A 24,486-nucleotide genomic window follows, 5' to 3' on the forward strand; every position below is an offset into this window, starting at 1 on the left:
GGTGTTAGAACGTTTCCCAGTCGTCGTCCGACTTGCCCGACGCAGCCGTCACGGCCGGCGCCGGCTTGGCGGGCGGCGCAGGCTTGATGGCCGGCGCCGCGCTTGCCTTTTGTGCAACGCTTGCCTTCGGTGCAACGCTTGCCTTCGGCGCCGTGGTAACGGCCGGTGCGGCGGCGCGCTTCTCGCCCGTCGCGGCGATCCGGCTCGGCGCGGCAGCTTCATGTGCCACCGGCGCGGCGGCGCGAACGGCCTTCGGAGCCGACGCGGCGGGGGCCTTGGCGACCGGTTTGGCGCTCGATCGATCCATCGAGCGGGCCGCCGGCGCGCTGGCCCGTTTGCTCGCCGCAACGGCGGCCGGCTTCGCCGCGGCAGCCGACACATGAGAGCCCTGAACCTGCCAACGCCCAACCACCGTCTTCAGTTGCCGCGTCTGCTCTTCGAGCGATGCGGCCGCGGCCGCAGCCTCTTCGACGAGCGCCGCGTTTTGCTGCGTCACGTCGTCCATTTGAGCCAGCGCGCGATTGACGCCTTCGATACCGGTCGATTGCTCTTCCGACGCGGCACTGATTTCACCCATGATGTCGGTCACGCGCCGCACGGCCTGCACGATCTCGTCCATCGTCGTGCCGGCACGTCCCACGAGCGCGGAGCCGCTAGCCACCTTGTCGGCCGAATCGCCGATCAACGCCTTGATTTCCTTGGCTGCCGCCGCGCTGCGCTGCGCAAGGCTGCGCACTTCGCCCGCCACCACGGCGAAGCCGCGTCCCTGCTCGCCGGCACGGGCCGCTTCCACGGCCGCGTTCAGCGCGAGGATGTTGGTCTGGAATGCGATGCCTTCGATGACGCCGATGATGTCGACAACCTTGTTCGAGCTCGTCGCGATGTCCTGCATCGTCGTCACGACCTCGCTCACGACTTCGCCGCCGCGCATCGCGATATCCGACGCATTGACCGCGAGCTGGCTGGCCTGGCGCGCGTTCTCGGTGTTCTGGCGAACGGTGCCCGTCAACTGCTCCATGCTGGACGCCGTCTGCTGCAGCGACGACGCCTGCTCTTCGGTGCGCTGCGACAGATCGGTGTTGCCCATCGCAATTTCGCGCGCACCGACATCGATCGATTCCGTGCCGCCGTGAATCGCCTTGACCATCGTCACCATGCTGCCCTGCATCTGCCGCACGCCGTCGAAGAGCCGGCCGATTTCGTTTTTCCCTTTCGCCTCGATCGTGCGCGTGAGGTCGCCGTCGGCAATGCGGCCGAAGTGCGAAATCGCATCGTCGAGCGGCTGAACGATCAAACCACGCAGCACGAAGCGGATCGCCACCATCAGCACGACGGAGAGCACGAGCGCCCCGACGATCAGCACGTTCATCATCGAAATATTCGACGCCGACTGCACGCGCTGCTCTTCGGCGCGATCCCGCAACGCCTTCAGCATGTGATCGGCCGCATCGCCGAACGCGACGAACATCGGGCTGATCTTCGTATCGGCGAGCGCGTGGTAGCCGGCCATGTCGCCCGCACGAACGGCCGCGAATTCGGGCTCGACGCCGTCATGCAACAGCGTCGCGTAGCGTGCGGTGATCTCGGTGACGAGTGCGGCATCGACGCCTTGCTTCGGCTCGCTCTGGAAGGTCTGCCAGGCTTCGTTCGCCTTGTTGAGCAGCACTTGCGAACGATCGAGTACCTTCTTCGCCTCGTCGAGATTGTTCGACTCGGTCAGCGCGCGATAGCGGTCGAGCGAAATGCGCGTGCGCAGCAGGTACGAGCCCGCGTCGTCGAGCGCGTGAATCGCCGGCAAATCGTCGCCCGCGAGCGTATCCACGACCCGGCCGGCGCTCGATAGCGCCGTGAGCCCCAGCGCACCGACCGCGAGTGTCAGCGCGACGAACACGGCCCCCATGGCCGTGAGCGTGGTGCGAATCGACCAGTTCTGCAGCATCTTTCAAATCTCCGTTCTGGACCGCGTGCGGCACGGCGCGCCGGCATCGCGCGCCTGCGTCCGCCCCGCACCGCTCGTCCGAATTACTGCCCCGAGAAAGACTCGATCAGCGCCATTTCCTTGCTGACCATCAACTTCTCGATGTCCATCAAGATCAGCATCCGGCCATCGACGGTGCCGAGGCCCGTCAGATACTCGGCCGTCAGCGTCGCGCCGAACTCGGGCGCGGGCATGATCTGATCGGGGGTGAGCGTCAACACGTCTGACACGCCGTCCACCACCATGCCGACGACGCGATGCGCGACGTTCAGAATGATCACGACGGTCTGGTGGTCGTACTCCACGCGGCCGAGGTGAAACTTGATGCGCATGTCGACGATCGGCACGATGATGCCGCGCAGATTGACCACGCCCTTGATGAACTCGGGCGCATTCGCGATGCGCGTCACGCTGTCGTAGCCGCGGATTTCCTGCACCTTGAGGATGTCGATGCCGTACTCTTCCGCGCCGAGCGTGAAGACCAGGAACTCCTGGCCGGCCGCATCGGCTTGCTGCGCATCGCGGCGCCCACCTGCGACGAGCGCGGTGTTCGAATGAGTGGTTTGGACTTCTGCCACGTTAGCCCCCAAACGGTTGGGTATTACGAAAAGTTCAGAGCACCGTGCAGGGCACGGGACTCACGGTTCAGTGCTGCCACGTCGACGATCAGTGCGACGCTGCCGTCGCCGAGAATCGTCGCCGCCGAGATCCCGCGCACTTTGCGGTAATTGGTCTCGAGATTCTTCACGACCACCTGCTGCTGCCCGACGAGCTCGTCGATCAACATCGCAAAGCGGCGGCCTTCCGTTTGCATGATCGTGACGATGCCCTGCGTCGGTTCGGTGCGCGCACCTTCCACCGAGAACACTTCGTGCAGCGCGACGAGCGGCAAATATTCGCCGCGCACGCGCACGACACGTTCGCCGTTCGCGACGGTGTAGATGTCCTCGGCTCTCGGTTGCAGCGACTCCATGACGAAGTTCAGCGGCAGGATGAAGATTTCGCTGCCGACCTTCACGGACATCCCGTCGAGAATCGCCAGCGTCAGCGGCAGGACGATGCGCGTGGTCGTGCCCTTGCCCGCGTGCGAGGTGATCTCGACATGGCCGCCCATCGCCTGAATGTTGCGTTTGACGACGTCCATGCCGACGCCGCGGCCCGATACGTCGGTCACCTGCTCCGCCGTCGAGAAGCCCGGCATGAAGATCAGGTTCCAGACCTCTTCGTCGGTCATCGATTCGCTGACCTGCATGCCCTGCTTCATCGCTTTGGCGAGAATCTTGTCGCGGCGCAGCCCCGCGCCGTCGTCGCTCACCTCGATGACGATGTTGCCGCCGTGGTGCGCCGCCGAGAGAATCAGTTGGCCCGTGCCGTCCTTGCCCGCCGCGCGTCGCGCTTCGACGGTTTCGATGCCGTGATCGAGGCTGTTGCGCACGAGGTGCGTCAGCGGATCGATGATGCGTTCGATGAGGCTCTTGTCGAGCTCGGTGGCTTGCCCGAACGTGACGAGCTCGACTTCCTTGCCCAGCTTCGCCGCCAGGTCGCGCACGAGACGCGGGAAGCGCGAGAACACGTAGTCCATCGGCATCATGCGGATCGACATCACGGCCTCTTGCAGATCGCGCGCGTTGCGCTCGAGCTGCGCCATGCCGTTGAAGAGCCGGTCGTGCAACGCCGGATCGAACGTACTCGTCGTCTCCGCCAGCATCGCCTGCGTGATGACCAGCTCGCCGACGAGGTTGATCAGCTGATCGACCTTCTCCACGCCGACGCGGATGGAGCTGCCCTCGCCCGCCGCGGCCGCGGCGGCCGGACGCGCTTTCTTTTCTTCCGCGGCATTCGATGCGGCGGCGGCCGATGCCGCGGCGGCCGGTTCCGGCACATTCGCGGCCGGAGCCGGCGATTCGTTCTTCGGTTCCGCTGTCGGCTCGCTCGCGGGCTGCGTCTGTGCGGCGGGCGCAGACACCGCGGGCGCGCTCGCCCGCGGAACCTGCACTGCGACGTCCGCCGGCGCGGGAGTACTGGCTTGCGTACCCTCGTCCGGCGCCGTCCCACGCGCGATCGTGATCTGGCTTTCGTCGATGACGAAGCAGCACACGGCCGTGATGTCGTCGGACGGGACATCCGTTTGAAGATAGACAACGAGATCGTTGTCCGTCTTCACCCGCCCGACGATGTTACCCAGGTTACCCAACTCTTCGGTCAGCAGCCCCTGGTCCTTCTCCCCCACCCCCCGTAGCGTAATTTTCAGGTGAGGTCCTGCATCCGTTGCGGCGTCCGGCGTACCGGCCGCGCCGCCATGCGTCGCTTCGACGGCTTGCGAGACGACATGCTCGGGCGCACCGCCCGCATTCGCGTTCACGTCGGCGCTCGCCTCGACGACCGGGGCTGCCGCCGGTGCCGCCTCATCGCCGCCTTTCAAGCGCTCGAGCTTCGCGCAGATCGTTGCCGCTGCCGCCGCGTCGGGCTCCTCGCTGGCGCGGTAGGCCGCAAGCTGATCGGCGAGCACGTCCTTCGTCTCGAGGAACGTATCGATCATGTCCTTGCGCAACGTCAATTCGTTGTTGCGCGCGCGATCGAGCAGCGATTCGAGAATGTGCGTCGTTTCGGTGAGCGCCGTGAACCCGAACGTCGCCGCGCCGCCTTTGATCGAATGGGCCGCGCGGAAGATGGCCGCCAGGTCCTCGGGATCCGGCGTGCCGACGTCGAGGTTCAACAGCAACTGCTCCATCTGTGCGAGCAGCTCATCGGCCTCGTCGAAGAACGTCTGATAAAACTGTGTGATGTCGAGTGTCATGCTGAGTCACCGCAAAGAATCTGTGCCTGCTTATCCGCGAGCTACGCCTGTATCCGTTCGTGCCCTATCCGCCGCTCGCGTCACGCGTGCAGCGCCGCGATCAGCTCGGTCAACGTGTCGAGATCGAGCGGCTTGGCAATCCAGCCCGTCGCCCCCGCCGCGCGCGCCGCATCCTTGAACGCATCGCCATCCTCCGTCGTCAACACGAAGATCGGCGTCGCCTCGTAGCTTCGTTCCTGACGCAGCGCCGCGATGACATCGAGACCGCTGCGCTTGGGCATGTACTGGTCCGTCAAGACGAGATCGAACGGCTGCGCGAGCGCGCTCGCGAGGCCTTCGTCGCCATCGGATGCGACCGTGACTCGATAGCCCGCCGCTCGCAGCGTCGCGGCGAGAATCTCGCGCATCGCGGCCGAATCGTCGATCGCCAGAATGTCCTTGATCATGAATGCCTCATTGCCCTTCGTCACCGCGCCGAACCGCATCGGCGAATCGTGCGCCTGCCGCTTTCATTGCTTGCTGCCCGAGCCGGCCGCCGGCGCAATGGCCGGCCCCGGCGCAATTTTGTCCGCGAGCGGGTTCGCGCCCGCGGCGTCGTTCGACAACGTCGTCGACGTCGAATCGTCGCGCGTCATCGCCTCCTCCGATTTCCGGTTGAGCACGATGATGCTGATGCGGCGATTCTCCGGATTCAATGGATCCGCCTTGTCGAGGTTTTGCGTCGAAGCAAGGCCGAGCACGCGCAACACCTTGCCCTCGTCCATGCCGCCCGCGATCAGCTCGCGGCGCGATGCGTTCGCGCGGTCCGCCGACAACTCCCAATTGCTATAGCCCGTGCCGTTGCCGGCGTACGGCACGGCGTCGGTATGTCCCTGCACGACGATCCGATTCGGCACGTCGTTCAGCGTTTTGCCGATCGCGCGCAGGATGTCGCGCATGTACGGCTCGACGTCATCGCTCGCCGTCGCGAACATCGGCCGCTTTTGGGTATCGACGATCTCGATGCGCAAGCCCTGCAGCGTCGAATCGATACGGATCTGCTGGCGGAACTGACGCAGCACCGGATTCGCCTCGATGGCCGCCATCAGCTTGACCTGCAGGTCGTGCAAGCGGGCCTGCTCGCGTCGCTCGAGCGCGCCGGACAGCGCATCGAGCGCGTCCTCCGCGGCCCTGGACGTATGCGCCCCCTTCTGGCTCGCGCCGTCGGTCTGCCGCGTGACGCCGGCCATATCCGTCGAAATGTCGCGTCCGCCGCCCTTGAGGATGCTCGAAGCGTCGGCACTGCGATCGCCGCCGAACAGCGCCGCCTTCAGCGGCTGGCTGAAATACTCGGCAATGCCCTTCAACTGGACGGGCGTCACAGCGCTCAGGAGCCACATCAGCAGGAAGAAAGCCATCATCGCGGTCATGAAGTCCGCATAGGCGAGCTTCCACGCGCCGCCGTGGTGCCCCTTCTTTGCGGGCGCCACGCGCTTGACGACGATTGCCTTGTCCTTAGGCTTGCTCATTGCGCATTCATCCTCGCTTCATCCGGCCCGTTCACTTCGCCTTCACGCGGCGCACGTGTTCCTCGAGCTCCGTGAACGACGGACGCTCGGTCGAGAACAACACCTTGCGGCCGAATTCGACGGCAATCGCCGGCGCGTAGCCGTTCAGGCTCGCGAGAATCGTGACCTTGATGCACTGGAACATCTTGGTGGACTCGGCCACGCGCTGTTCGGCGAGGCTGGAAAGCGGACCGATCAATCCGTACGAAAGCAAAATGCCGAGGAACGTACCCACGAGGGCCTTCGCGATCATCGCGCCGAGCACCGCGGGCGGCTGGTCGGCCGAGGCCATCGTATGAACGACGCCCATCACGGCCGCGACGATGCCGAAAGCCGGCATCGCATCGCCCACACGCATGAGCGCGTGCGCGGGACCCTCGCCTTCGGCGTGGTGCGTCTCGATCTCCTCGTCCATGAGACTTTCGATCTCGAACGCGTTCATGTTGCCGCCGACCATGAGCCGCAGATAGTCCGTCAGGAACTCGACGATGTGCTTGTCGGCGAGAATCCTCGGGTATTGGGTAAAGATCGGGCTTTTTTCGGGATCGTCGATGTCGGCCTCGAGCGTCAGCGTCCCTTCCTTACGCGCCTTTGCAAGCAAAACGTAAAGCAGGGCCATCAGCTCCATGTAGACCTCTTTCGTATACTTCGAGCCTTTGAAGAGCGTCGGCAAAAGCCGGAAAGTCGCCTTGATCGTCTTCAATCCGTTGCCCAGGATGAACGCGCCCAAGCCCGCGCCGGCGATCATCAGGATCTCGACAGGCTGCACGAGCGCGCCCAGATGGCCGCCCGCCAACGCGTAGCCGCCGAAAACGGACAGCACGGTCACGAGTGTTCCAACGAAAATCAGCACTGCCGGGTCCTCATAGTGGTCAGCGGACAGACCGCCGTTAGTCAGGTTTACGGCAGGCAAACCGAAACTTTGAGGACGAGAGCAAACGGTTACGTGCCGTGCAAACCCGGAGAGGGAGGGTTGCCGCCCCGTTTGCGCCGGTGGCAGGGCGCGAACAGGCGTTTCAGCGGCGTTTCAGGGGCGCTTCGGGGGCGAGGGCGCGCCCAGTTCGATCAGCTCGATGGCCAGCGTGATTTCCTTCACTTCGAGCACGACGCTCTTGATCGCCATAACGGCTAGCCGATCGTCTCGGCCGGCTGGCCCGCCATCAGGATCGCCGCATGGGTATGGCCGAGCTCCCCCGCGCGGCCCTTGTCCGCCAGCGACGAGAGCAGTGCGTGGTCGTCGAAGCGAAAGCGGCAGAGCAGTTGGTTCGACGCCGCGAGCTTGATGGTCTGAGCAAATGAAAGGTTCGCGAGCACATCGGCAAGCTGGCCCGTGATGCCCATGCGGAACATCCCCATCGCCCGGTCCTCGCGAAGCAGACGTTGGGCAAGCAACAGATACGACAGGTTGATCTCCTTGATCTCGCTGAGCATTTCGCTGGTGGCGCTCATCATTTCCCCCGAGTCGTTCAAATGGTCTTTCGTGCGGAAACGTTTGCCCGGCGATGCACAATCCGCCCGGCGTAAACAGGTCGTTCTGGTCTTTGGCCGAATTGTGTCGAAATGTAAAAGCAGTGGAAATCGGAAGAAGCCCGGCTAGTGCCGTCGGAAATGTCTATTAAGCGTGTCGGAATTCTTCCTACAGAGCGCATCGACTGCGTTCTTGCGGCTTGGTGCGAAGGTCGGGGGAGGGATGCGTGGTCGAAAACCGCGGCGGAAATGGGCGGATGTCTTTAGGCCGATGGCGCAGGGATTATAGGAAGAATAGCTATCGAGCCGCAACAAATGCCGGTAGCAGAAACGGAATGCGCTGACTTTACCGAATATTTACCGAATCCGCATTTTGACGGAGCCTCTTGCTGTTTCGGGCTGTAACAAGGCTTAAAGGTTTGAAAATACGCTAATAAGGGGCGCGGCGTCTCCCGATAATGGCTACCAAGGCACTCATGCGGCGCGGCAACACTGTCGCGCCGACTTTTTGACGAAGGAGGTTGACGCATGCGTATCGCCCAAATCGCCCCGCTTTACGAGGCCGTCCCGCCGAAGTTCTATGGTGGTACCGAGCGCGTCGTGTCGTATCTGACGGAAGCCCTCGTCGAACTCGGCCATGATGTGACGTTGTTCGCAAGCGGGGACTCGGTCACGTCCGCCACGCTCGAAGCGGCTTGGCCACGGGCGCTGCGGCTCGACCCGTCGATCCGCGATCCGTTCGCGCCGCATGTGTTGCTGCTCGAGCAGGTGCGCCGCGTGGCGACCGATTTCGACGTGCTGCACTTTCACCTCGACTATCTGCCGTTCTCGCTCTTCGCGGACGCCGAAACGCCGTCGGTCACGACGTTGCACGGGCGACTCGATCTGCCCGAGCTGCAACCGGTCTTCAATACGTTCACCGATTCACCCGTCATTTCGATCTCGGAGTCGCAGCGCATTCCGCTGCCGCAGGCGCGGTGGCTCGGCAACGTCTATCACGGCCTGCCCGAAAAGCTGTTGACGCCTCAGCCCCATTGCGAACCGGAGTATCTGGCGTTCCTCGGGCGGATCTGCCCTGAAAAGCGCGTCGATACAGCTATCCGGATCGCGGCCATGAGCGGCCTGCCGCTGAAGATCGCTGCAAAAGTCGACAAGGCCGACCAGGACTATTTCAAGAGCGAGATCGAACCGCTGCTAAGCCACGCGAATGTGGAATTCATCGGCGAGATCGATGAAACGCGCAAGCCCGAGTTCCTGTCGCGCGCGAAGGCGCTGCTGTTCCCGATCGATTGGTGCGAGCCGTTCGGCCTCGTGATGATCGAAGCGATGGCGTGCGGCACGCCCGTGATCGCATTCAATCGCGGCTCGGTGCCCGAAGTCATCGACCATGCAGTCACGGGTTATATCGTCGAAGACGTTCAAGGCGCAGTCGCGGCGCTGCAGCGGCTCGACGAACTGTCGCGCGAGGAAATCCGTGCTCAATTCGAAAGACGGTTCACCGCTCAGGCCATGGCGCGCGAATATGTCGAGCGCTATACCGCATTGATCGAGCAGCGCGCGCGTCGTCCAATACTGCGCAGCGTGGTGGCAGGATAAACGGCGGACGATGGTAAGGCAGGCGTCGGGCGAATGCGCGCAGCTTCACAGCGAATTCGAATGCCCCGGGGCCTGCCATCGATGCGCTCTTGTAAGAACCTGTAATGGAAGTTCTGAACGACCATTGCGGCAACCCGGTGGGACTTCGACGCACCGGGTATTTTTATCGTCTGCAGCAGCGCATTCAACGCATGTCGCCGGAATCGGACGCACACCGCATAAACGCCGAGTGGCGTTGTATCGCGTCCGCCATAACGGCAGCGTTTCGAATCGTTTATTGATCGAGAACGAAGCGGTCGCGATTTTTGCCGGCGATCCATTTCGGCGGTTTGCCACGCCCGCTCCAGGTGGCGCCGGACTTCGGGTCGCGGTACTTCGGCGGCAAGGGAGTCTTCTTCGGCGGACGGCCGCGGCGCGCACCTTGCGGGAAGCCGAGGTCGGTCGCCGATAACCCGAACTCCGCAATCTTTTGCCGAATGTCCGCGATTACAGTGGCGAGTTCAGCACGCCTCGCCTCGTCCGCCTGTGCCTGCAGCTTCGCAATCTGCGCCTTCAGTTCCGCGTATTGGGACATCGTGGTCTCCCTTAAAAATTCATTTGTTCCGAGGTTAGACGGAAGTCACTGAGCTGGCAATGCTCCATTCACCTGGGTATACCAGGTAATCGTATGATAATTCTTAAATCCGGTTACACCGTCGGTAAAGCCACATTGGCGGTCAAATAGTCGCGCATAGCGCACGTCAAACAGTCAATTCCCCACCAATCGGAAAAAGTTTGCACAAATGGCGTGCGACGCCCGCTTCGAAGTTGTTGCCGATACGCGGGACGTGAGGAAGGCGGGCCATGAGAGCGGGGTTTGCATTATTCATCATGAACGGGTAACCGGCCGTCTCCAGCAAATCGATGTCATTCATGTTGTCGCCGAATGCGACGCACGCTGACGCCTGTGCGCCGAGACGCTCGAGCGCATGCAGCAGCCCGCGGCCTTTCGAAACGGAAGGCGCCATGACTTCGAGGCAATCCGGCAGGGAATACGTCACATATAGCGATGCACCGAATTCACGCTCGAGGTTGGCCGCCACTTCCGCGAGATCGCTGGGCTCGCCAATGTAGAGCACTTTGGCGATTTCGCTGCCGTCATGTTCGCGGACATCGATGATTTCATATCGGAAGCCGGAATCCTGATGTAAAGCGAGCAAATGCGGGGCATCGCGGTCGATGAGCCATGCCTCGTCGGCGAACAGATTGACGATGACGCGGCCGTGCTTACCCACGATATCGGGCAGCACGAGCCTGCGCACGATATCGCCGGGGAGATTCCGGGCATGAATGACAGTATCGTCCGGTGCATGCACGCGTGCACCGTTCGACGTCACTAGAAAAGGTTTGATGCCGAGCACTTCGCGAATGCCCGCAACGTCGCAATAATGCCGGCCCGTGGCAATCACGAAATGCACGCCGCTTTCGGACAACCGACGCACCGTGGCGATCGTAAACGGATCGAGCTGATGCTCGCTATTGAGCAATGTGCCGTCGAGATCGGTGGCGATGACTTGGTACATGATGGGATGAGAGCGGCAGACAGAGCCAACGGCCGTCATTCTAGCGCTGCTCGGCCTGCCGTGCGGCGCGCTGCGCAAGCTGTACGGCGCCATGCGCGGAATCGGCGGCCGGCGGCGCGAGTCTCGCGCGGTGCGCTGCCGGTACATAGTCGGCCAGCGAAGCGCCGAGGCCGCCGCAGAGCGCGACGGGCAAACGCCCGACGGCATCGAGTGCGTCGATGAGCTGCGCGATGTCCGCGCCGGCCTGCCGCAGCAATCTCGCGGCAATGGGATGCGATCGATGCGCGAGGACCGTGGGCGCGAGCGCCGCATAAGCGGGTTGAGTGGCCCCGCAACACCAGATGACGAGGCTCGCCCGGTCGGTTGCTCCCGTCCGAGCGAGCAATTCCTCCGAAAACGCATCGGGCACGACGCGGCCGTCGAGCGCCTGCTGGGCATGGGCGATCGCGCGCAGGCCGAGCCAGGCACCGCTCGCTTCATCGCCCGACGGAAAACCGTAGCCTCCCGCAGTCCGGCAATGGCCGTTCTCGTCGAGAGCAGCCGCGATACTGCCCGTGCCCAGCGCCACGATGACGCCCGGCGAGCCGCCGTGCGCGCCCAGCAGTGTCGTGTACGCATCGCTTTGCACCGCCAGCGCCGCCAACCCGGGCGCCTTCGCCACGAACGCGGCGAGCCATTCGGGGTTATTGGCCCCGGCGAGCCCGCACCCGAGCGCGCACTCGCGCCAGTCGAGCGTAAGCGCGACACTAGCGAAGGCTTGCGCCACGGCAGCCTCGATGGCCTGCCAGGCCGGCTCGATACCCAGCCCGAGACCCGACGCCGCGCCCGCGCCCTGCGCGAGCTCGACGCCCTGCGCATCGGCCACCACGACACGCGTGCCGGTACCGCCGCCATCGATGCCGACGCAATACCGCACTGTTTTCGATCGATCCGTCATATTTGCCTTTTGCTCAGTCGCGCGTAACGATTCGTTCGAGAGAGTATCCGCAACCGGGCGCCACGCCAATTGGCCGGATGGCCGAGTGTTCAACGCTCGGAGAGCCGTTCACGATTGTCGTCGTTCCGCTATGCTTCGTACGCGAACGAAAGCGTGTGCGTCGCGCGTCATCTTCGAGGGCAAGAAATCAATGGATCAGCGCTGCAACTGGGTCAAAACGCCGGCAGACGAGCACTATCACGACACCGAATGGGGCGTGCCGTCGCGCGACGATCGCCATCTCTTCGAAATGCTCGTGCTGGAGGGCGCGCAAGCCGGACTCTCGTGGTCGACGATTCTCAACAAGCGTGACGGATATCGTCGCGCGTTTGCCGATTTCGATGCCGAAGCCGTCGCGCGCTTCACGCCGCAAAAGATCGAAGCGTTGCTGACGGACACAAGCATTGTGCGCAATCGCGCCAAGATCGAAGCCGCCGTGGTCAATGCGCAAGCCGTGCTGAAGATCCGCGAAGAGCACGGCTCGCTCGCGAACTTCGTCTGGTCGTTCGTGAACGGGGAGCCCGTACAGAACGACTGGGCCACCTACAAAGAACATGCGCCGGCCTCGACTCCCGCGTCCGATGCGCTGAGCCGCGCCTTGAAGGGCTACGGATGCAAATTCGTCGGCTCGACCATCTGCTACGCGTTCATGCAGGCGGTTGGCATGGTCAACGATCATCAATCGAATTGCGCGTGGCGCGAGCGATGTGCGGCGCTCGCCAAGCCCAAGCGAGCGAAGGCACGGCGGGCATGACGCGGTTCGCACGCCAGCAGGGACTACCCCGAATTGGCTCCAGTTCGCGTCGATGCGGCCGTTATCCGTATTGAACAGACCCACGCACCGCCTGAACGAAGCGGGCCCTCGAACGATGAAAAACCTGCATTTCCTGACGCACCAGGACCTTTTCGATCGCGCTGTCGATCATCTTTTCGATCAAGGCCATGCCGCATTGTTACCGCGTGGCGGCGGCGCTTACCGCGGCTATCGCGGCGGCTGCCCAGTCGGCAGTCTGATCGCGCCGCGCGATTACCTGACGGCGATGGAGGGGGTGCCGGTGCGGTATATCGGCTTTCCGCCGAACCGGGTGCCGGCCTATATGGATGCCGGCGTTGCCGCACTCAAGCGCGCGCTGCTGCGCTCACGCGTCAACGTCTTCGATCCCGGCACCGTCGATCTGCTGAGCTGCCTACAAAACGTTCACGATGCGTTCGGCACATGGGAATGGCGCGAACGGCTCGGATCGATTGCCCGCCAATTCCGGTTATCGACCGCGCGGCTCGAAAAATACGCCGCTTGAGGAAGGCGGCGCGGCGCCCACGGCAACGCCGCGAAGGCGGCTCCTGAACACCAAACGCAAACGGCGGCGTGCTTCGAAAGCACCGCCGCCGTTCGGCGCGACCTGTCCGGCCGTGCCCTACGCGTCAAGCTCCTGCCCACTCCAACTCGCCGCACGCCCTGGCGGCAGCGAGGCCCGATCTAATCCGGTACTCAGTGGAGCTTCTTCGGCAACATCTGGCTGCGCAGGCGCTTGTGCAAGCGCTTCACTGCGGCAGCCTTCTTGCGCTTGCGAACCGCCGTCGGCTTTTCGTAGCACTGACGCTCGCGCAGCTCGGCAATCAGGCCATTCTTTTCGATCGCGCGACGAAAGCGTCGGATCGCTACTTCGAACGGCTCGTTTTCCTTCAGAACAATGGTGGTCATGTCACTTCCAAGGTTACGGTCAAATGCGTGGCGGCAGGGGCTCACGCGCGGCTCGCCCCTCATTGGAGGCCAGCGGCGATGTTATTTGGACCGGCGATGATAACAGGTAAACGTCCAGCTGCCTAGTTTTTGCGACGGCCGCGCTCGCTGTTTCACTCCGTCGGGCGCACGCAACCGGCGCTGAGCACGCCCGAAAACCTCGGCACGGAGTCGCAAAACCACGCCTTCGCCGGCTGCCTGCGCAAACGTTGCACGAGCCGTCGAGCCCCGCCGCACGGGGCTCCGAGACAAACCGCGCCGCATTCGTCGGTGAATTTCCCAATCGCTCCCTAAAGTTTCGCTCGCGCCTCGCCGACAACCAGGACAGGCGGGCAGCGCCATTCGCGAAAGCGCGACGCCGAACCCCGTACGGCCTAGTTCCTGGACGTTTTCCACACGAGGAAAGAAATGCTCAACATCAACACCAACATCCTGTCGCTCTCGACGCAATCGAACCTGTCGGGTTCGCAAAGCGCGCTGTCGACGGCTATCAACCGCCTGTCCTCGGGCAAGCGGATCAACACCGCTGCCGATGACGCCGCGGGTCTTGCCATCGCCACGACGCAAACCGCAACGATCAACGCGCTGAACCAAGGCGTGATGAACGCGAACAACGGTATCTCGATGGTGCAAACCGCTTCGGGCGCCATCTCGTCGACCGTTGCCAACCTGCAGCGTATCCGCCAGCTCGCAGTCGAATCGGGCGACGGCTCGCTCGGCACGGCCGCCCAAGCGAACCTGCAAACCGAAGTCTCCACGCGTTTGACTGAAATCAACCGCGTCGAAACGCAAACGACGTTCAACGGCCAAAGCGTGCTCGGCGGCCTGGGCAGCGTGAACTTCCAAGTCGGCGCCAGCGCCAACCAGACGATCACGGCGAACTTCGGCACGACGACCTGGAACACCACGGGTCTCGGCGTGTCGGCTGTCGACATCTCGTCGACCTCGGGCGCGCAAAACGCGATCACGGCAATCGACGCTGCTCTGGCGCAAGTGAACAACTTCCAAGCAACGCTCGGTGCAACGCAGAACACGTTCCAGGCTGCAGTCTCGAACTCGCAAACGACGTCGACGAACATGTCGGCCGCCCGTTCGCAAATCGAAGACGCCGACTTCGCGCAAGAAACGGCCAACCTGTCGAAGGCGCAAGTGCTGCAGCAAGCCGGTATCTCGGTGCTCGCACAAGCGAACTCGCTGCCGCAGCAAGTGCTCAAGCTCCTCCAGTAAGACTCGCATCTCGCATGACGGACGGCACGTCGTCTGTCATGCAGCCGGTCTGCGGTACGCGAAAGATATATTGCGCACCGCAGACCGGCCGGCAACATCGCAGTACAAGCGAAGCGTACGCGGGAGGCATGCCTCCCGTTGCGCATTGCTGATCGACCGGAATAACGACCGCAACGAGCGGCACAGCGACGCGGACTGTCACGGCAGCGCCGCACGGAGCCTGGAATGACGACAGCATCTTCGACGACCTCTTCGACCAACAGTCTGCTACAGCAGGCCGCACAGTCCATTCTGAGCGGCGCGACGAAATCGACACTCGACGTCAACTCGCTCGTCTCCGCGCTCGTCACCGCCAAGACAGCGGGCCAAGCCGCTGCGATCAGCACTGCGCAAAGCACCGACAACACGACGCTGTCGGCGCTGGGCACGATGAAGTCCTCGCTCTCCGCACTGCAATCGGCGCTCGCCGGCCTGTCCGACGGCACCGCATTCACTGCCCTCACCGCGACGATGAGCGGCACGGGTATTACAGCGAGCACGGCGACGGGCGCCGTCGCGGGCAGCTATTCGATCAACGTGCAGCAGCTTGCACAGGCCAATCAGATTTCGTCGGCGGCCTATGCGAGCAATGCGACGCTCGGCACCGGTACGGTGACGGTCGGCGTGGGCGCGAAGTCGATGTCGATCACGCTCGATTCGACGAACAATACGCTGTCCGGTCTCGCTTCGGCGATCAACAGCGCCTCCACCAATCCGGGCGTGACCGCTTCGGTCGTCACCGCAGCCGACGGCCAGCACCTCGTACTGACGTCGACGACTACGGGCGCGGCCAATACGGTAACGATCAGCGGCGGCGCCGGCGTGGACGCCGGCCTCCAAACGGCAAGCTTCACGCAGGTCACGGCCGCGCAGGACGCGAAGCTGACCATCAGCGGCAGCACCGTCACGAGCGCGACCAATACCGTGACGGGTGCGCTCACGGGCGTCACGCTGCAGCTCGCGTCCACCGCGGTCGGTACCACGCAGACGCTCAGCGTGGCGACGAACAACAACACGATCCAGCAGACCATCACGAACTTCGCGGCGGCGTATAACTCGTGGATCACGAACGAACAGTCGCTGTCTTCGTTCAACACGAGCACGTCGACGGCGGGGCCGCTGCTGGGTGACGCCATGCTCAATTCGGTCGTCAACGGCCTGGCCTCGATCGTCAGCAACGGTGTCACGTCCAACGGTACGACCTACAGCCTTGCGCAGATTGGCCTCGATCTACAGGACAACGGGACGATCGTCGTCAACAGCGCCACGCTGTCGTCGGCGCTCGCCTCGAGCCCCGCTTCCGTCCAGGCGCTCTTTAACGGAACCAACGGCATCGGCCAGCAGCTCAATTCGTTCGTCAACGCGTACACCGAGTCGACTACCGGCCAGATCGATCAACGCACCGCGACGATCACTTCCGATCTGACCAGCCTGACCGATCAGCAAACGGCGCTGACCGACTATCAAAACACGCTGGCCGCGCAGTACAACGCGCAGTTCACCGCGCTCAACACGCTGATGACGCAGATGGCGAACAACACGTCGTACCTTAACCAGCTGTTCGGCGGCAACGGCAGTGCCGGCACGCTGAACAAGTCGTCCTGATGCAGTCCCATCCGAGCAGGAGTGAGCAAGCATGTCGAATGAAACCTTGACGCGCGCCTATGAGTTGACGCGCACGCTCGTCGCCGCGCTCGATGCCGGTGACTATTGCGGCGCCGCGGACCTTGCCGACGAACGCTCGCCGCTTCTGATGTCGCTGGGGCGCGAGCAGTCGGACACGGGGCTCGCCATGATCCGCGAGATCCTGGCGATGAACGCGGCCATCATGGACAAGGCGGCCGCCGCCCGCAATGCGATCTCGTCGCGGTACAACGATGCGCAACGGCGCGTCGCGGCCGCGGGTCAATACCTCGCCACCGAACAGTTGCGCTGATGCGCGTTGGCCGCCTGCAGCGCGGCAATATCGAACGAAGAAGAACAACCGCGTGAAACTGGCGCGGTGCGTCACTCTCGAAGCCGCGGCAACGCGGCTTTTTTATTTCTCCATCGCCTCAGTCCGGTATACGGCAATTCGCTGAAGAAGCGTTACAGGGTTTCGCTCTGCGATCGCAAGCCCTATCCGAGCCACCGCTTCCTCGCTCCGCGACGGACGGTCGGCCCTCATCCGATTTGAGCAAGGAGTCGTTATGCCGAATATTCGCCAATATGGCGATATTCACTGCACAGCGAATATCGCCGAAGGGCGTAGTGATGATAGTGGTCCATCGTCGATCCCCCCCAAATTCAACTGCAGCCCGCCAGCGGGGCCGGCATCCGGTTTTGGTTTTGGCTTCACCGTCTCGTGCGCGTTTCATCAGGACGAATTGAAGCTGAATCTCCGCTCATTTCCGCCAATCGAGCGAAACCACGTGCCGCTTAAAATATCGTCTGGGTCCCGCAAGCGTGAAGGCTGCGCGGCTCGCTAGCGGCAAACCCTGAACCGGAACCGAGGCCATGATCGAATCGCCGTCTACTGCACGCGGCGCCCGGTCTGTCGAAATCCGACAGATCTACTATTCCGAGCAAACGCGGCTGCAGCTCGACCCGGGCTTCATTGCCCTCGACAACTGCGGGCACCGCCCCGACTGGCGCGAGTATTGGCCCATGCGGACCTACCTGCTCGGGCATTCGCTCGACGAAGGCACGCTTTACGGCTTTTTCTCGCCGAAGTTCCGGCAGAAGACGACGCTCGACTCCGCCACTGTCAGCGCATTCATCGCAGCCGCGCCCGCCGACGTCGACGTCATTGGCTTTTCACCGTTCTTCGACCAGGGTGCCGCTCATCTGAACGTCTTCGAGCAGGCCGCGACGAACCACCCCGGTATCTGGCCGATCTTCGAGGCTGCCATGAAGGTCGTCGCGCCCGGAATCGATCCGCACACGTTGCCGATGGACTCGCGCCACAGCATCTTCTGCAATTATTTCGTCGCGAAGCCGGCGTTCTGGCGCATGTGGCTCGGTGTCACCGAGCCTCTGTTCGCCATCGCCGAAGCAGGCACGAGCGAGCTTGCGCAACTATTGAATGCGCCGATCGCCTACGGCCCGGGCGCCGCGCCGTCGAAAGTGTTCATCATCGAGCGCATCGTCGCACTCGTGCTCGCCGCCGATCCGCGCTGGCGGGTCCACCACTTCGACCCGCTGCGCCTGCCGATGTCTCCCTCGATCGTGCGAGGCTATCCAGCCGATCTGCTCGTGCTCGATGCCCTCAAGACCGCGGCCATCGAAACGCGCCGCACGCATTACCTCGACGTGTTCCATCAGATCCGTGCGACGCTCTTGCAAAACGCGCGCAAAGCCGCGGGCATGCAAGCATAAGCAGGCTCGTCCGGCCGCCCGCCCTCCCCGCTCGTCCGCAGTCCACTAAGACAGTTGCGTCACCGCGCTTGCAGGTGCGCTTGCCACATCGCGGCGAACGCGCTTTCCAGCGAACGAGCAAAGCGTTTTGCATCGCAAAGCGACGAGCCCAGCATCCGCTCGCGCAATCCCGCGGCAAGCGCGCTCAACGATGCGCGCTCGCGCATGAACGCAACGGCCTTTTCGACATATTGCGCGTCGTCCGACGCAATCCAATCGCCCAGCTCGACGCTCTGCAGGACGCTTTCGCAGAGATGGCCGAGGAAGCGATCGGCGCGGCGGCACAGCACGGGGACGCCCATCCAGAGGCTTTCGGCGGTCGTCGTGCCGCCCGGATAGGGGAAAGGACTCAGCGTGATGTCGACGCGGCCATAGGCCGCGAGATAGTGCGCGCGCGGCGAAGCGCCTTCCATGACCAGTCGCGAGCGCTCGATGCCGAGCGCGGATAAGCGCGCGGACAACCGTTCGCGCTGCACTTCGTCGCCAAGCTGCTGCGCCTTCACGAAAAGCCTGGCCTCGGGTACCGAGCGAAGAATCCGCGCCCACACCGAGAGCACTTGATCGTTCAATTTGACGAGGTCGCCGAAATAACCGAAGGTCGGCGCGCGCTCGGTAGCCGGCGCGCTCGCTTGTCGCTCCGCGTGCAAGGCCGCGTCGGCTTCGGCCGTCGCATCGGGCGGCGTAAAGCATAGATATCCGTGCGGCAACCGCCATGCGCGTTCGACGAAGTGATCGGCCTCGTCGGGCGGCAGCACCCATCGATCGCCGAGAACATAATCGATGGCGTCCAGCCCGGTCGACGCGAAGTAGGCGATCCAGCTCATTTGCACCGGCGCCGGTTTCCACGCGAAAACCGGCAGCCGGTTGCAGTCGGTATGGCCCGACAAATCGACGAGCACATGAATGCCGTCATCGCGAATCGTTCGGGCAGCCGATTCGTCATCGAGATCCACGATGCTGCGCCATGCCGCGAAACGCGGCTTGATCCGCGCGCTCAGCGTATCTTCATGGGGCCGCGTGACATACGCATAGAGCTGCACACGCTGCGGGTCCAGATGCGCCACGACGTTCTCGATGAAGAATCCGACCGGATGGACGCGCAAATCAGCCGAAACGAAGCCAATGCGCAACGGCGCGCCGTCCGTCGCATCGGCACGCCAATCGGTATAGGGCGACACTTGCGCGCGCATGAGTTCGCCATAGCGGCGCGCCTCGTCGAGATAGGCCGCCACGCTCACGCCTTGCGCGAAGCTCAGCGTGAAAAGCAGGTTGCTCCAGGCTTCGTGCCACGTGGGCCGCAACGTCAACGCTTGCCGGAAACAAGCGACGGCTTCTTGGTGCCGGCCCGCCTCCCGGCACACGATGCCGAGGTTGAGCGGTACCTGCGCTTCGTGCGGCATCAGCCGTGCCGCAGCGCGATAGGATTGTGCGGCCTCATCGAGCTTGCCCTGCGTCTTCAGCGCATTGCCGAGATTGTTGTGGGCCTCGCCGAACGACGGATTGAGCGCAATCGCCTGTCGGCAATGTTCGGCCGCGAGCGTCGCCTCGCCGAGTTCGCGCAGCACGTTGCCGAGATTGCAATGCGCCTCGGCAAACGAGGGGTTCAGCGCGACGGCGGCGCGAAAACTGGCCGCGGCGGCAGCCGGCAGCCGCATCCGATGCAATACGTTGCCCAGATTGTTGTGCGCCCGAAAGCTCGACGCATCGAGCGCGATGGCCTGTCGATGGCATTCGGCCGCCGCGGCGAGCTTGCCCCATCCGAATAGCGCACAACCGAGATTGTCGAAGAACGAGGCTTGCGGACTGATCTCGATGGCGCGTCCGATCAGATCGAAGGCATCGGCAAACCGCTGCTGCTGCATGGCGACGACGCCCGACAGATGCAGCGCGTCCGCGTGACGCGGCACGAGCGCCAGCGCGCGCTGATAGGCGGCGCACGCGGCATCGAGATGGCCCGCGCGATGCAGGGCCAGCCCTTCGTCGATGAGCTGCGCCACAGCCAGCGCCGGCTGGGCCACCGTTGCGGTCGTCATTGCGTCAGCTCCAGGGGGCGACTCACGCGTGCCTGCCACATCTGCTCGAAGGCCGTCGCGAGATGGCCTGCGAAACGCTCGGCGTCCGCGAGCGGCGAACGTTCGACACGCTCGCGCAAGCTCGCGCGCAATCGATCGAGCGCCGGCAAGTCGCGGGCGAAGGCGATCGCGCGCGCCAGGTAGTCTTCATCGTCGGCGGCAATCCATTCGTCGAGTCCCACCGTGCGCACCACCATTTCACCGAGGTGCGCGAGAAAGCGATCGCCGCGCCGGGCCAGCACCGGCACGCCCATCCAGAGTCCTTCGACACTCGTCGTGCCGCCCGGATAAGGAAACGGATCGAGCGCGATATCGACGTGACGATAGGCATCGAAATAAGCCTCGCGCGATGACGGCCCTTCGAGCACCAGCCGATCGGCCGGGACGCCGTGAGCCGCAAAGCGCGCGATCGTCTCGCTGCGGATGACGGCCTCGCTCAGTTGGTGATTCTTCAGCATCAGGCGCGCGTCGGGTATCGCGCGCAGCAGTCGCGACCACAGTGCAACAACGCCGTCGTTCAGCTTCTTGTGGTTGTTGAAGCAACCGAAGGTGATGTAGCCGTTGGTCAGCGCGGGCAGCGGCGCGACCGGCACACGTAGGTCGGGCAACGTGAAGCAGAGATAGCAATCGGGCAACCGCCAGATTTGCTCGACATATTGCGAGGCCTCGTCGGGGGGCACCACGTGGGGATCGGCCAGCACGTAGTCGATTTCAGCGAGACCCGTCGTCGCGAAGTAACCGAGCCAGCTCACCTGCAAGGGTGCCGGCCGCCATGCGAACATCGGCAGCCGGTTGCGGCCGGTATGGCCCGACAGATCGACGAGGATATCGATGCCTTCCTCGTGAATCGCCCGCGCGAGCGCCGCGTCGCTCGTGTCGGCAACGTGGTGCCAGGCCGCGAAACGCGGCTTGATGCGTGCCGTGAGTTCGTCGTTTTGCAGACCGTTCGAATAGGCGATCGGCTCGATACGCGAGCGATCGAGACGGCTCAGCACGCACTCGAAAAAGTAGCCGACCGGATGTTTTCTGAAATCGGCCGACACGAATCCGACTCTCAGCGCTCGCGCGCTGCCGTGTGCCGCGTCGAGCACGGGCCAATGCCGGTAGGGTTTGGCCCGCGCCGCCATCCGCTCGCCGAAGTATCGCGCATCGGCCAGGTGAGTGTCGGCCGACCATTCGGTGACGTACGATTGCCCGAACAGCACGCAGGTGTGCGATTCGCCGAAATCGGGATCGAGTGCGCGCGCCGCGCGATAGCACTCGAGCGCCGCGTCGAACTGGCTCATATCGGCCAGGATCGCGCCGAGATTGTTGTGGAACGAGGGGGTATCGCCGCGCAGCTCGATCGCACGCCGGGCGCAGACGACGGCTCGCGTCGGGATGCCCTGACGCCGCAATGCATTGGCGAGGTTGTGCCAGGCATCCGGGAAGTCGGGATCGAGCACGATGGCCTGCTCGTAGACGGGAATGGCTTCGCCAACGCGGCCGGCCGCGTTGAGCGTGTTGCCCAGCGTATTGCACGCGTGCGCCGATTGCGGCTCGAGCGCGACGACGCACCGATAGTGTTCGATCGCCGCGTCCACCTCGCCGCGAAAAAACGCCAGCCCGCCGAGGCCGTCGTGCGCCGCGGCCATTTGCGGGGCCAGCGCGACCGCGCTGCGGTAGCTCGCCGCCGCGGCATCGAGATCGCCTTGCGCCTTGCGCACGTGCCCCAGGTTCAGATGGGCTTCGACGAAGCCCGGGTTGGCGGCGATCGCCTTGCCGTAGCTGAGAGCCGCCGCTTCGAGCTCGCCCAGATCTTTCAATGCATTGGCGAGGTTGTTATAGGCCTGCGCATAGCCCGGATGCAGTTCGAGCGCACGGGCGCACTGCTCGAGCGCGGCCTTCGCGTCGCCGCTTTCGCGCAATACGTTCCCGAGGTTGCTGTACGCCTCCGCATAATCCGCCTTGAGCGCGATCGCGCTGCGGTAGGCATGAACGGCCTCGTCGCGAGCCCCCGATTCCCGCAGCATGTTGCCGAGGTTGTTGTAATAGATCGCATTCGGATGAAGGGCGATCGATTCGCGGATCAATGCGAGCCCGGGCTCATGCTGCTTGATCTGACACGCAAGCAGGCCCATGAAATGCAATGCATCGGCATGCCGCGGATCAACCGCGAGAATGCGCGAATAGAGCGTCTGGGCTTCGCCGAGCCTGCCAGCCTGATGATGGGCGAGCGCCTCGTTCAACAAGGCGCCGAGCGTCGGCAGCTCGCTTGTGCGGTGCGGCAACGTTGCCTGGCGTTTCTTCATCGCATGGACCCGGAATGCTTCTCGATGTCGGCGACGCGCTCGCGCCACATGCCCTCGAGCGCCGCTTCGAGATGCCGGGCGAAACGCGAAGCGTCCACGAGCGGCGACGCGATGAGCGCATCGCGCAAACCGTCGCGCAGCATCGCAAGGCGCAGCGGCTCGTTCGCGAATGCCACGGCTTTTTCGACGTAGTCATCGTCGTCGTCGGCAATCCAGTCTTCGAGGCCGGCCGAGTGCAGCATGCTCGCGCAAATGCTCGAGAGGAACCGATCGCCTCGGCGACACAACACCGGCACGCCCATCCACAGTCCTTCGACACTGGTCGTTCCGCCGGGATACGGGAACGGACTCAACGCGATGTCGACGTTGCGGTACGCGGCGAAGTACTCGGCGCGCGGTGACCGGCCTTCGAGAATCAGGCGACGTGCATCGATGCCGCGCGCAGCGAAGCGGGCAAACGTCGCCTCGCGCGTTTCGCGCACATCGAGTTGCTTGGCCTTCAGAAAAAGGCGCGAGCCCGGGACCGCGTGAAGGATGCGCGCCCATACGTCGACCACGCCATCGTTCATCTTCATCAGATGGTTGAAGCAGCCGAAGGTGACGTGCCGGCGCGTGAGCATCGGCAATGCGCCGACTTCCACGTCTTCGGCCGGCGGCGTGAAGCACAAATAACTGTCGGGCAGCCGCCAGAGGCGTTCGACGTACTGATCCTCGGCGCCGGCCGGAAGCACGTGCGGGTCGCCGAGCAGATAGTCGACGGCCGCCACGCCGGTACTCGCGAAATAGCCGAGCCAGCTGACCTGGCAGGGCGCCGGTCGCCAGGCGAACAGCGAGAGGCGGTTGAAATTCATATGCCCCGACATATCGACGAGGATGTCGATGCGGTCGTTTCGGATACGCTCCGCGGCGGCTTCGTCCGTCATTCCCGCGATCGGCGTCCACTGCGCGAAACGCGGCTTGATGCGCGCGCTGAGTGCGTCTTCGAACCGGCGCGTCGGGTAGGCGATGAGCTCGATGCGCCGCGAATCGATATGCGCGAGCAGGCTCTCGAGAAAGTGCCCCGTCGGGTGCACCTTGAGATCGCCCGAGATAAAGCCGACGCGCAGCGGTCCACTGCGCCCGGGACTGAGCGAGACAGGCCAATCGCGCCACGGCTGGGCCCGCTCGGCCGCCACACGGCCGAATTCGCGCGCCTCGCGCATGTACTCGCCCGCATCGAAACGCTCGCGATAACTGAGGATAAACAACAGATTGCTGCGTGCCTCGAGCAACTCGGGCTGCAGGCGAATCGCGATGCGGTAGTGTTCGATCGCCGCTTCGAGCTCGCCCATATCGACGAGCACGTTCGCAAGGTTGTTATGGGCTTCGGCGTAATCGGGCTTCAGCGCAATGAGCGTCTCGAAGCACTGCGCGGATTCCGCCAGCTTGCCCTGATCGCGCAGCAGATTGCCGAGGTTGTTGTGTGCCGGCACATAGTCCGGGCGCAGCGCGATGGCATGGCGAAAGCTTTCGATGGCGGCTGCGTGCATGCCACGCGCCGTCAACGCATTGCCGAGGTTGCCGTAATAGATCTCGCTCTCGCGATGGCTGAGCGCAGCCATGATGAGTTCGGTCGACGCGGTGTAATCGCCCTGATGATAGGCGACGAGACCCAGCAGATGGAGTGCGTCGGCATGCCTGGGGTCGACGGCGAGTATCTGGCGGTACACGGCTGCCGCCTCGGCTAGCCGCCCGGCTTGCTGAAGTGCAAGCCCCGTTTCGATCGGCGGCGCGGATAAAGCTTCGGTCGCCATCGTC

The 24,486-nt window shown here is 63.8% G+C and carries 21 protein-coding genes and 1 pseudogene; 7 read left to right on the forward strand and 15 right to left on the reverse strand.

All coding sequences use genetic code 11. The features are described from left to right. Positions 1-4 precede the first annotated feature (4 nt). The 8 genes and pseudogenes from VGL01_RS15825 to flhD form a co-directional block, all read right to left on the reverse strand. A complete protein-coding gene (locus VGL01_RS15825) occupies positions 5-1,939 on the reverse strand; it encodes a methyl-accepting chemotaxis protein (RefSeq protein ID WP_331570905.1) in 1,935 nt (644 codons plus the stop codon). 83 nt (positions 1,940-2,022) lie between these two features. Then, a complete protein-coding gene (locus VGL01_RS15830) occupies positions 2,023-2,556 on the reverse strand; it encodes a chemotaxis protein CheW (protein ID WP_331570907.1) in 534 nt (177 codons plus the stop codon). A gap of 23 nt (positions 2,557-2,579) precedes the next feature. Beyond that, positions 2,580-4,775: a chemotaxis protein CheA gene (cheA, locus tag VGL01_RS15835; protein ID WP_331570909.1), complete on the reverse strand. Its 2,196-nt coding sequence runs from the start codon at positions 4,773-4,775 to the stop codon at positions 2,580-2,582. A gap of 80 nt (positions 4,776-4,855) precedes the next feature. Beyond that, the gene (locus VGL01_RS15840; protein ID WP_331570911.1) at positions 4,856-5,221 is read right to left on the reverse strand and encodes a response regulator; all 366 of its coding nucleotides are present in this window, start codon (positions 5,219-5,221) and stop codon (positions 4,856-4,858) included. 63 nt (positions 5,222-5,284) lie between these two features. Then, positions 5,285-6,283, reverse strand: coding sequence for a flagellar motor protein MotB (motB, locus tag VGL01_RS15845; RefSeq protein WP_331570913.1), 999 nt, complete (start codon positions 6,281-6,283; stop codon positions 5,285-5,287). 31 nt (positions 6,284-6,314) lie between these two features. Continuing rightward, a complete protein-coding gene (gene motA / locus VGL01_RS15850; RefSeq protein ID WP_173256020.1) occupies positions 6,315-7,175 on the reverse strand; it encodes a flagellar motor stator protein MotA in 861 nt (286 codons plus the stop codon). A gap of 198 nt (positions 7,176-7,373) precedes the next feature. Further along, a pseudogene (locus VGL01_RS15855) lies at positions 7,374-7,445 on the reverse strand (flagellar transcriptional regulator FlhC); the annotation flags it as partial. 5 nt (positions 7,446-7,450) lie between these two features. After that, positions 7,451-7,771, reverse strand: coding sequence for a flagellar transcriptional regulator FlhD (gene flhD / locus VGL01_RS15860; RefSeq protein WP_331570964.1), 321 nt, complete (start codon positions 7,769-7,771; stop codon positions 7,451-7,453). A 546-nt stretch (positions 7,772-8,317) separates the two neighbouring features. On the opposite strand from flhD, the gene VGL01_RS15865 reads away from it, so the two are divergent. Beyond that, positions 8,318-9,385, forward strand: a complete 1,068-nt coding sequence (locus tag VGL01_RS15865) for a glycosyltransferase family 4 protein (RefSeq protein ID WP_331570914.1) — start codon at positions 8,318-8,320, stop codon at positions 9,383-9,385. 274 nt (positions 9,386-9,659) lie between these two features. Here the strand turns inward: VGL01_RS15865 and VGL01_RS15870 are convergent, their stop codons facing one another. The 3 genes from VGL01_RS15870 to VGL01_RS15880 all read right to left on the reverse strand — a co-directional run bounded on the left by VGL01_RS15870 (position 9,660) and on the right by VGL01_RS15880 (position 11,884). Beyond that, a complete protein-coding gene (locus tag VGL01_RS15870; protein ID WP_331570916.1) occupies positions 9,660-9,959 on the reverse strand; it encodes an H-NS histone family protein in 300 nt (99 codons plus the stop codon). 166 nt (positions 9,960-10,125) lie between these two features. Continuing rightward, positions 10,126-10,947, reverse strand: a complete 822-nt coding sequence (locus VGL01_RS15875; protein ID WP_331570918.1) for a Cof-type HAD-IIB family hydrolase — start codon at positions 10,945-10,947, stop codon at positions 10,126-10,128. A 40-nt stretch (positions 10,948-10,987) separates the two neighbouring features. Next, positions 10,988-11,884, reverse strand: a complete 897-nt coding sequence (locus VGL01_RS15880) for a BadF/BadG/BcrA/BcrD ATPase family protein (protein WP_331570920.1) — start codon at positions 11,882-11,884, stop codon at positions 10,988-10,990. A gap of 190 nt (positions 11,885-12,074) precedes the next feature. Here VGL01_RS15880 and VGL01_RS15885 point away from each other — a divergent pair, with 190 nt between their 5' ends. Beyond that, positions 12,075-12,677, forward strand: coding sequence for a DNA-3-methyladenine glycosylase I (locus VGL01_RS15885; protein WP_331570922.1), 603 nt, complete (start codon positions 12,075-12,077; stop codon positions 12,675-12,677). Positions 12,678-12,792: 115 nt separating this feature from the next. Beyond that, positions 12,793-13,221, forward strand: a complete 429-nt coding sequence (locus VGL01_RS15890) for a hypothetical protein (protein WP_331570923.1) — start codon at positions 12,793-12,795, stop codon at positions 13,219-13,221. 191 nt (positions 13,222-13,412) lie between these two features. Here the strand turns inward: VGL01_RS15890 and rpsU are convergent, their stop codons facing one another. Then, a complete protein-coding gene (rpsU, locus tag VGL01_RS15895; protein WP_173256018.1) occupies positions 13,413-13,625 on the reverse strand; it encodes a 30S ribosomal protein S21 in 213 nt (70 codons plus the stop codon). A gap of 447 nt (positions 13,626-14,072) precedes the next feature. Between rpsU and VGL01_RS15900 the strand changes: the two genes are divergently transcribed. The 4 genes from VGL01_RS15900 (at position 14,073) to VGL01_RS15915 (ending at position 18,287) form a co-directional block, all read left to right on the forward strand. Further along, a complete protein-coding gene (locus VGL01_RS15900; RefSeq protein ID WP_331570924.1) occupies positions 14,073-14,891 on the forward strand; it encodes a flagellin domain-containing protein in 819 nt (272 codons plus the stop codon). A gap of 225 nt (positions 14,892-15,116) precedes the next feature. Continuing rightward, the gene (gene fliD / locus VGL01_RS15905; protein WP_331570926.1) at positions 15,117-16,535 is read left to right on the forward strand and encodes a flagellar filament capping protein FliD; all 1,419 of its coding nucleotides are present in this window, start codon (positions 15,117-15,119) and stop codon (positions 16,533-16,535) included. 31 nt (positions 16,536-16,566) lie between these two features. Further along, positions 16,567-16,866: a flagellar protein FliT gene (locus VGL01_RS15910; protein WP_331570928.1), complete on the forward strand. Its 300-nt coding sequence runs from the start codon at positions 16,567-16,569 to the stop codon at positions 16,864-16,866. 560 nt (positions 16,867-17,426) lie between these two features. Then, on the forward strand, positions 17,427-18,287 hold the full coding sequence (locus tag VGL01_RS15915; protein WP_331570930.1) for a hypothetical protein: 861 nt from the start codon (positions 17,427-17,429) through the stop codon (positions 18,285-18,287). Positions 18,288-18,346: 59 nt separating this feature from the next. Here the strand turns inward: VGL01_RS15915 and VGL01_RS15920 are convergent, their stop codons facing one another. The 3 genes from VGL01_RS15920 to VGL01_RS15930 are packed head-to-tail and all read right to left on the reverse strand — an operon-like array spanning position 18,347 to position 24,482. Continuing rightward, on the reverse strand, positions 18,347-20,359 hold the full coding sequence (locus tag VGL01_RS15920; protein WP_331570932.1) for a tetratricopeptide repeat protein: 2,013 nt from the start codon (positions 20,357-20,359) through the stop codon (positions 18,347-18,349). Then, positions 20,356-22,689: a tetratricopeptide repeat protein gene (locus VGL01_RS15925; RefSeq protein ID WP_331570934.1), complete on the reverse strand. Its 2,334-nt coding sequence runs from the start codon at positions 22,687-22,689 to the stop codon at positions 20,356-20,358. Before VGL01_RS15925 ends, VGL01_RS15920 begins: the two co-directional genes overlap by 4 nt. Next, positions 22,686-24,482 carry a tetratricopeptide repeat protein gene (locus VGL01_RS15930; protein WP_331570936.1) on the reverse strand — a complete coding sequence of 599 codons (1,797 nt, stop codon included), beginning with the start codon at positions 24,480-24,482 and terminating at the stop codon, positions 22,686-22,688. Before VGL01_RS15930 ends, VGL01_RS15925 begins: the two co-directional genes overlap by 4 nt. Between the last annotated feature and the right edge of the window lie 4 nt (positions 24,483-24,486).

The sequence above is a fragment of the Trinickia sp. genome (assembly GCF_036503415.1).
In the GTDB taxonomy this organism is placed as follows: domain Bacteria; phylum Pseudomonadota; class Gammaproteobacteria; order Burkholderiales; family Burkholderiaceae; genus Trinickia.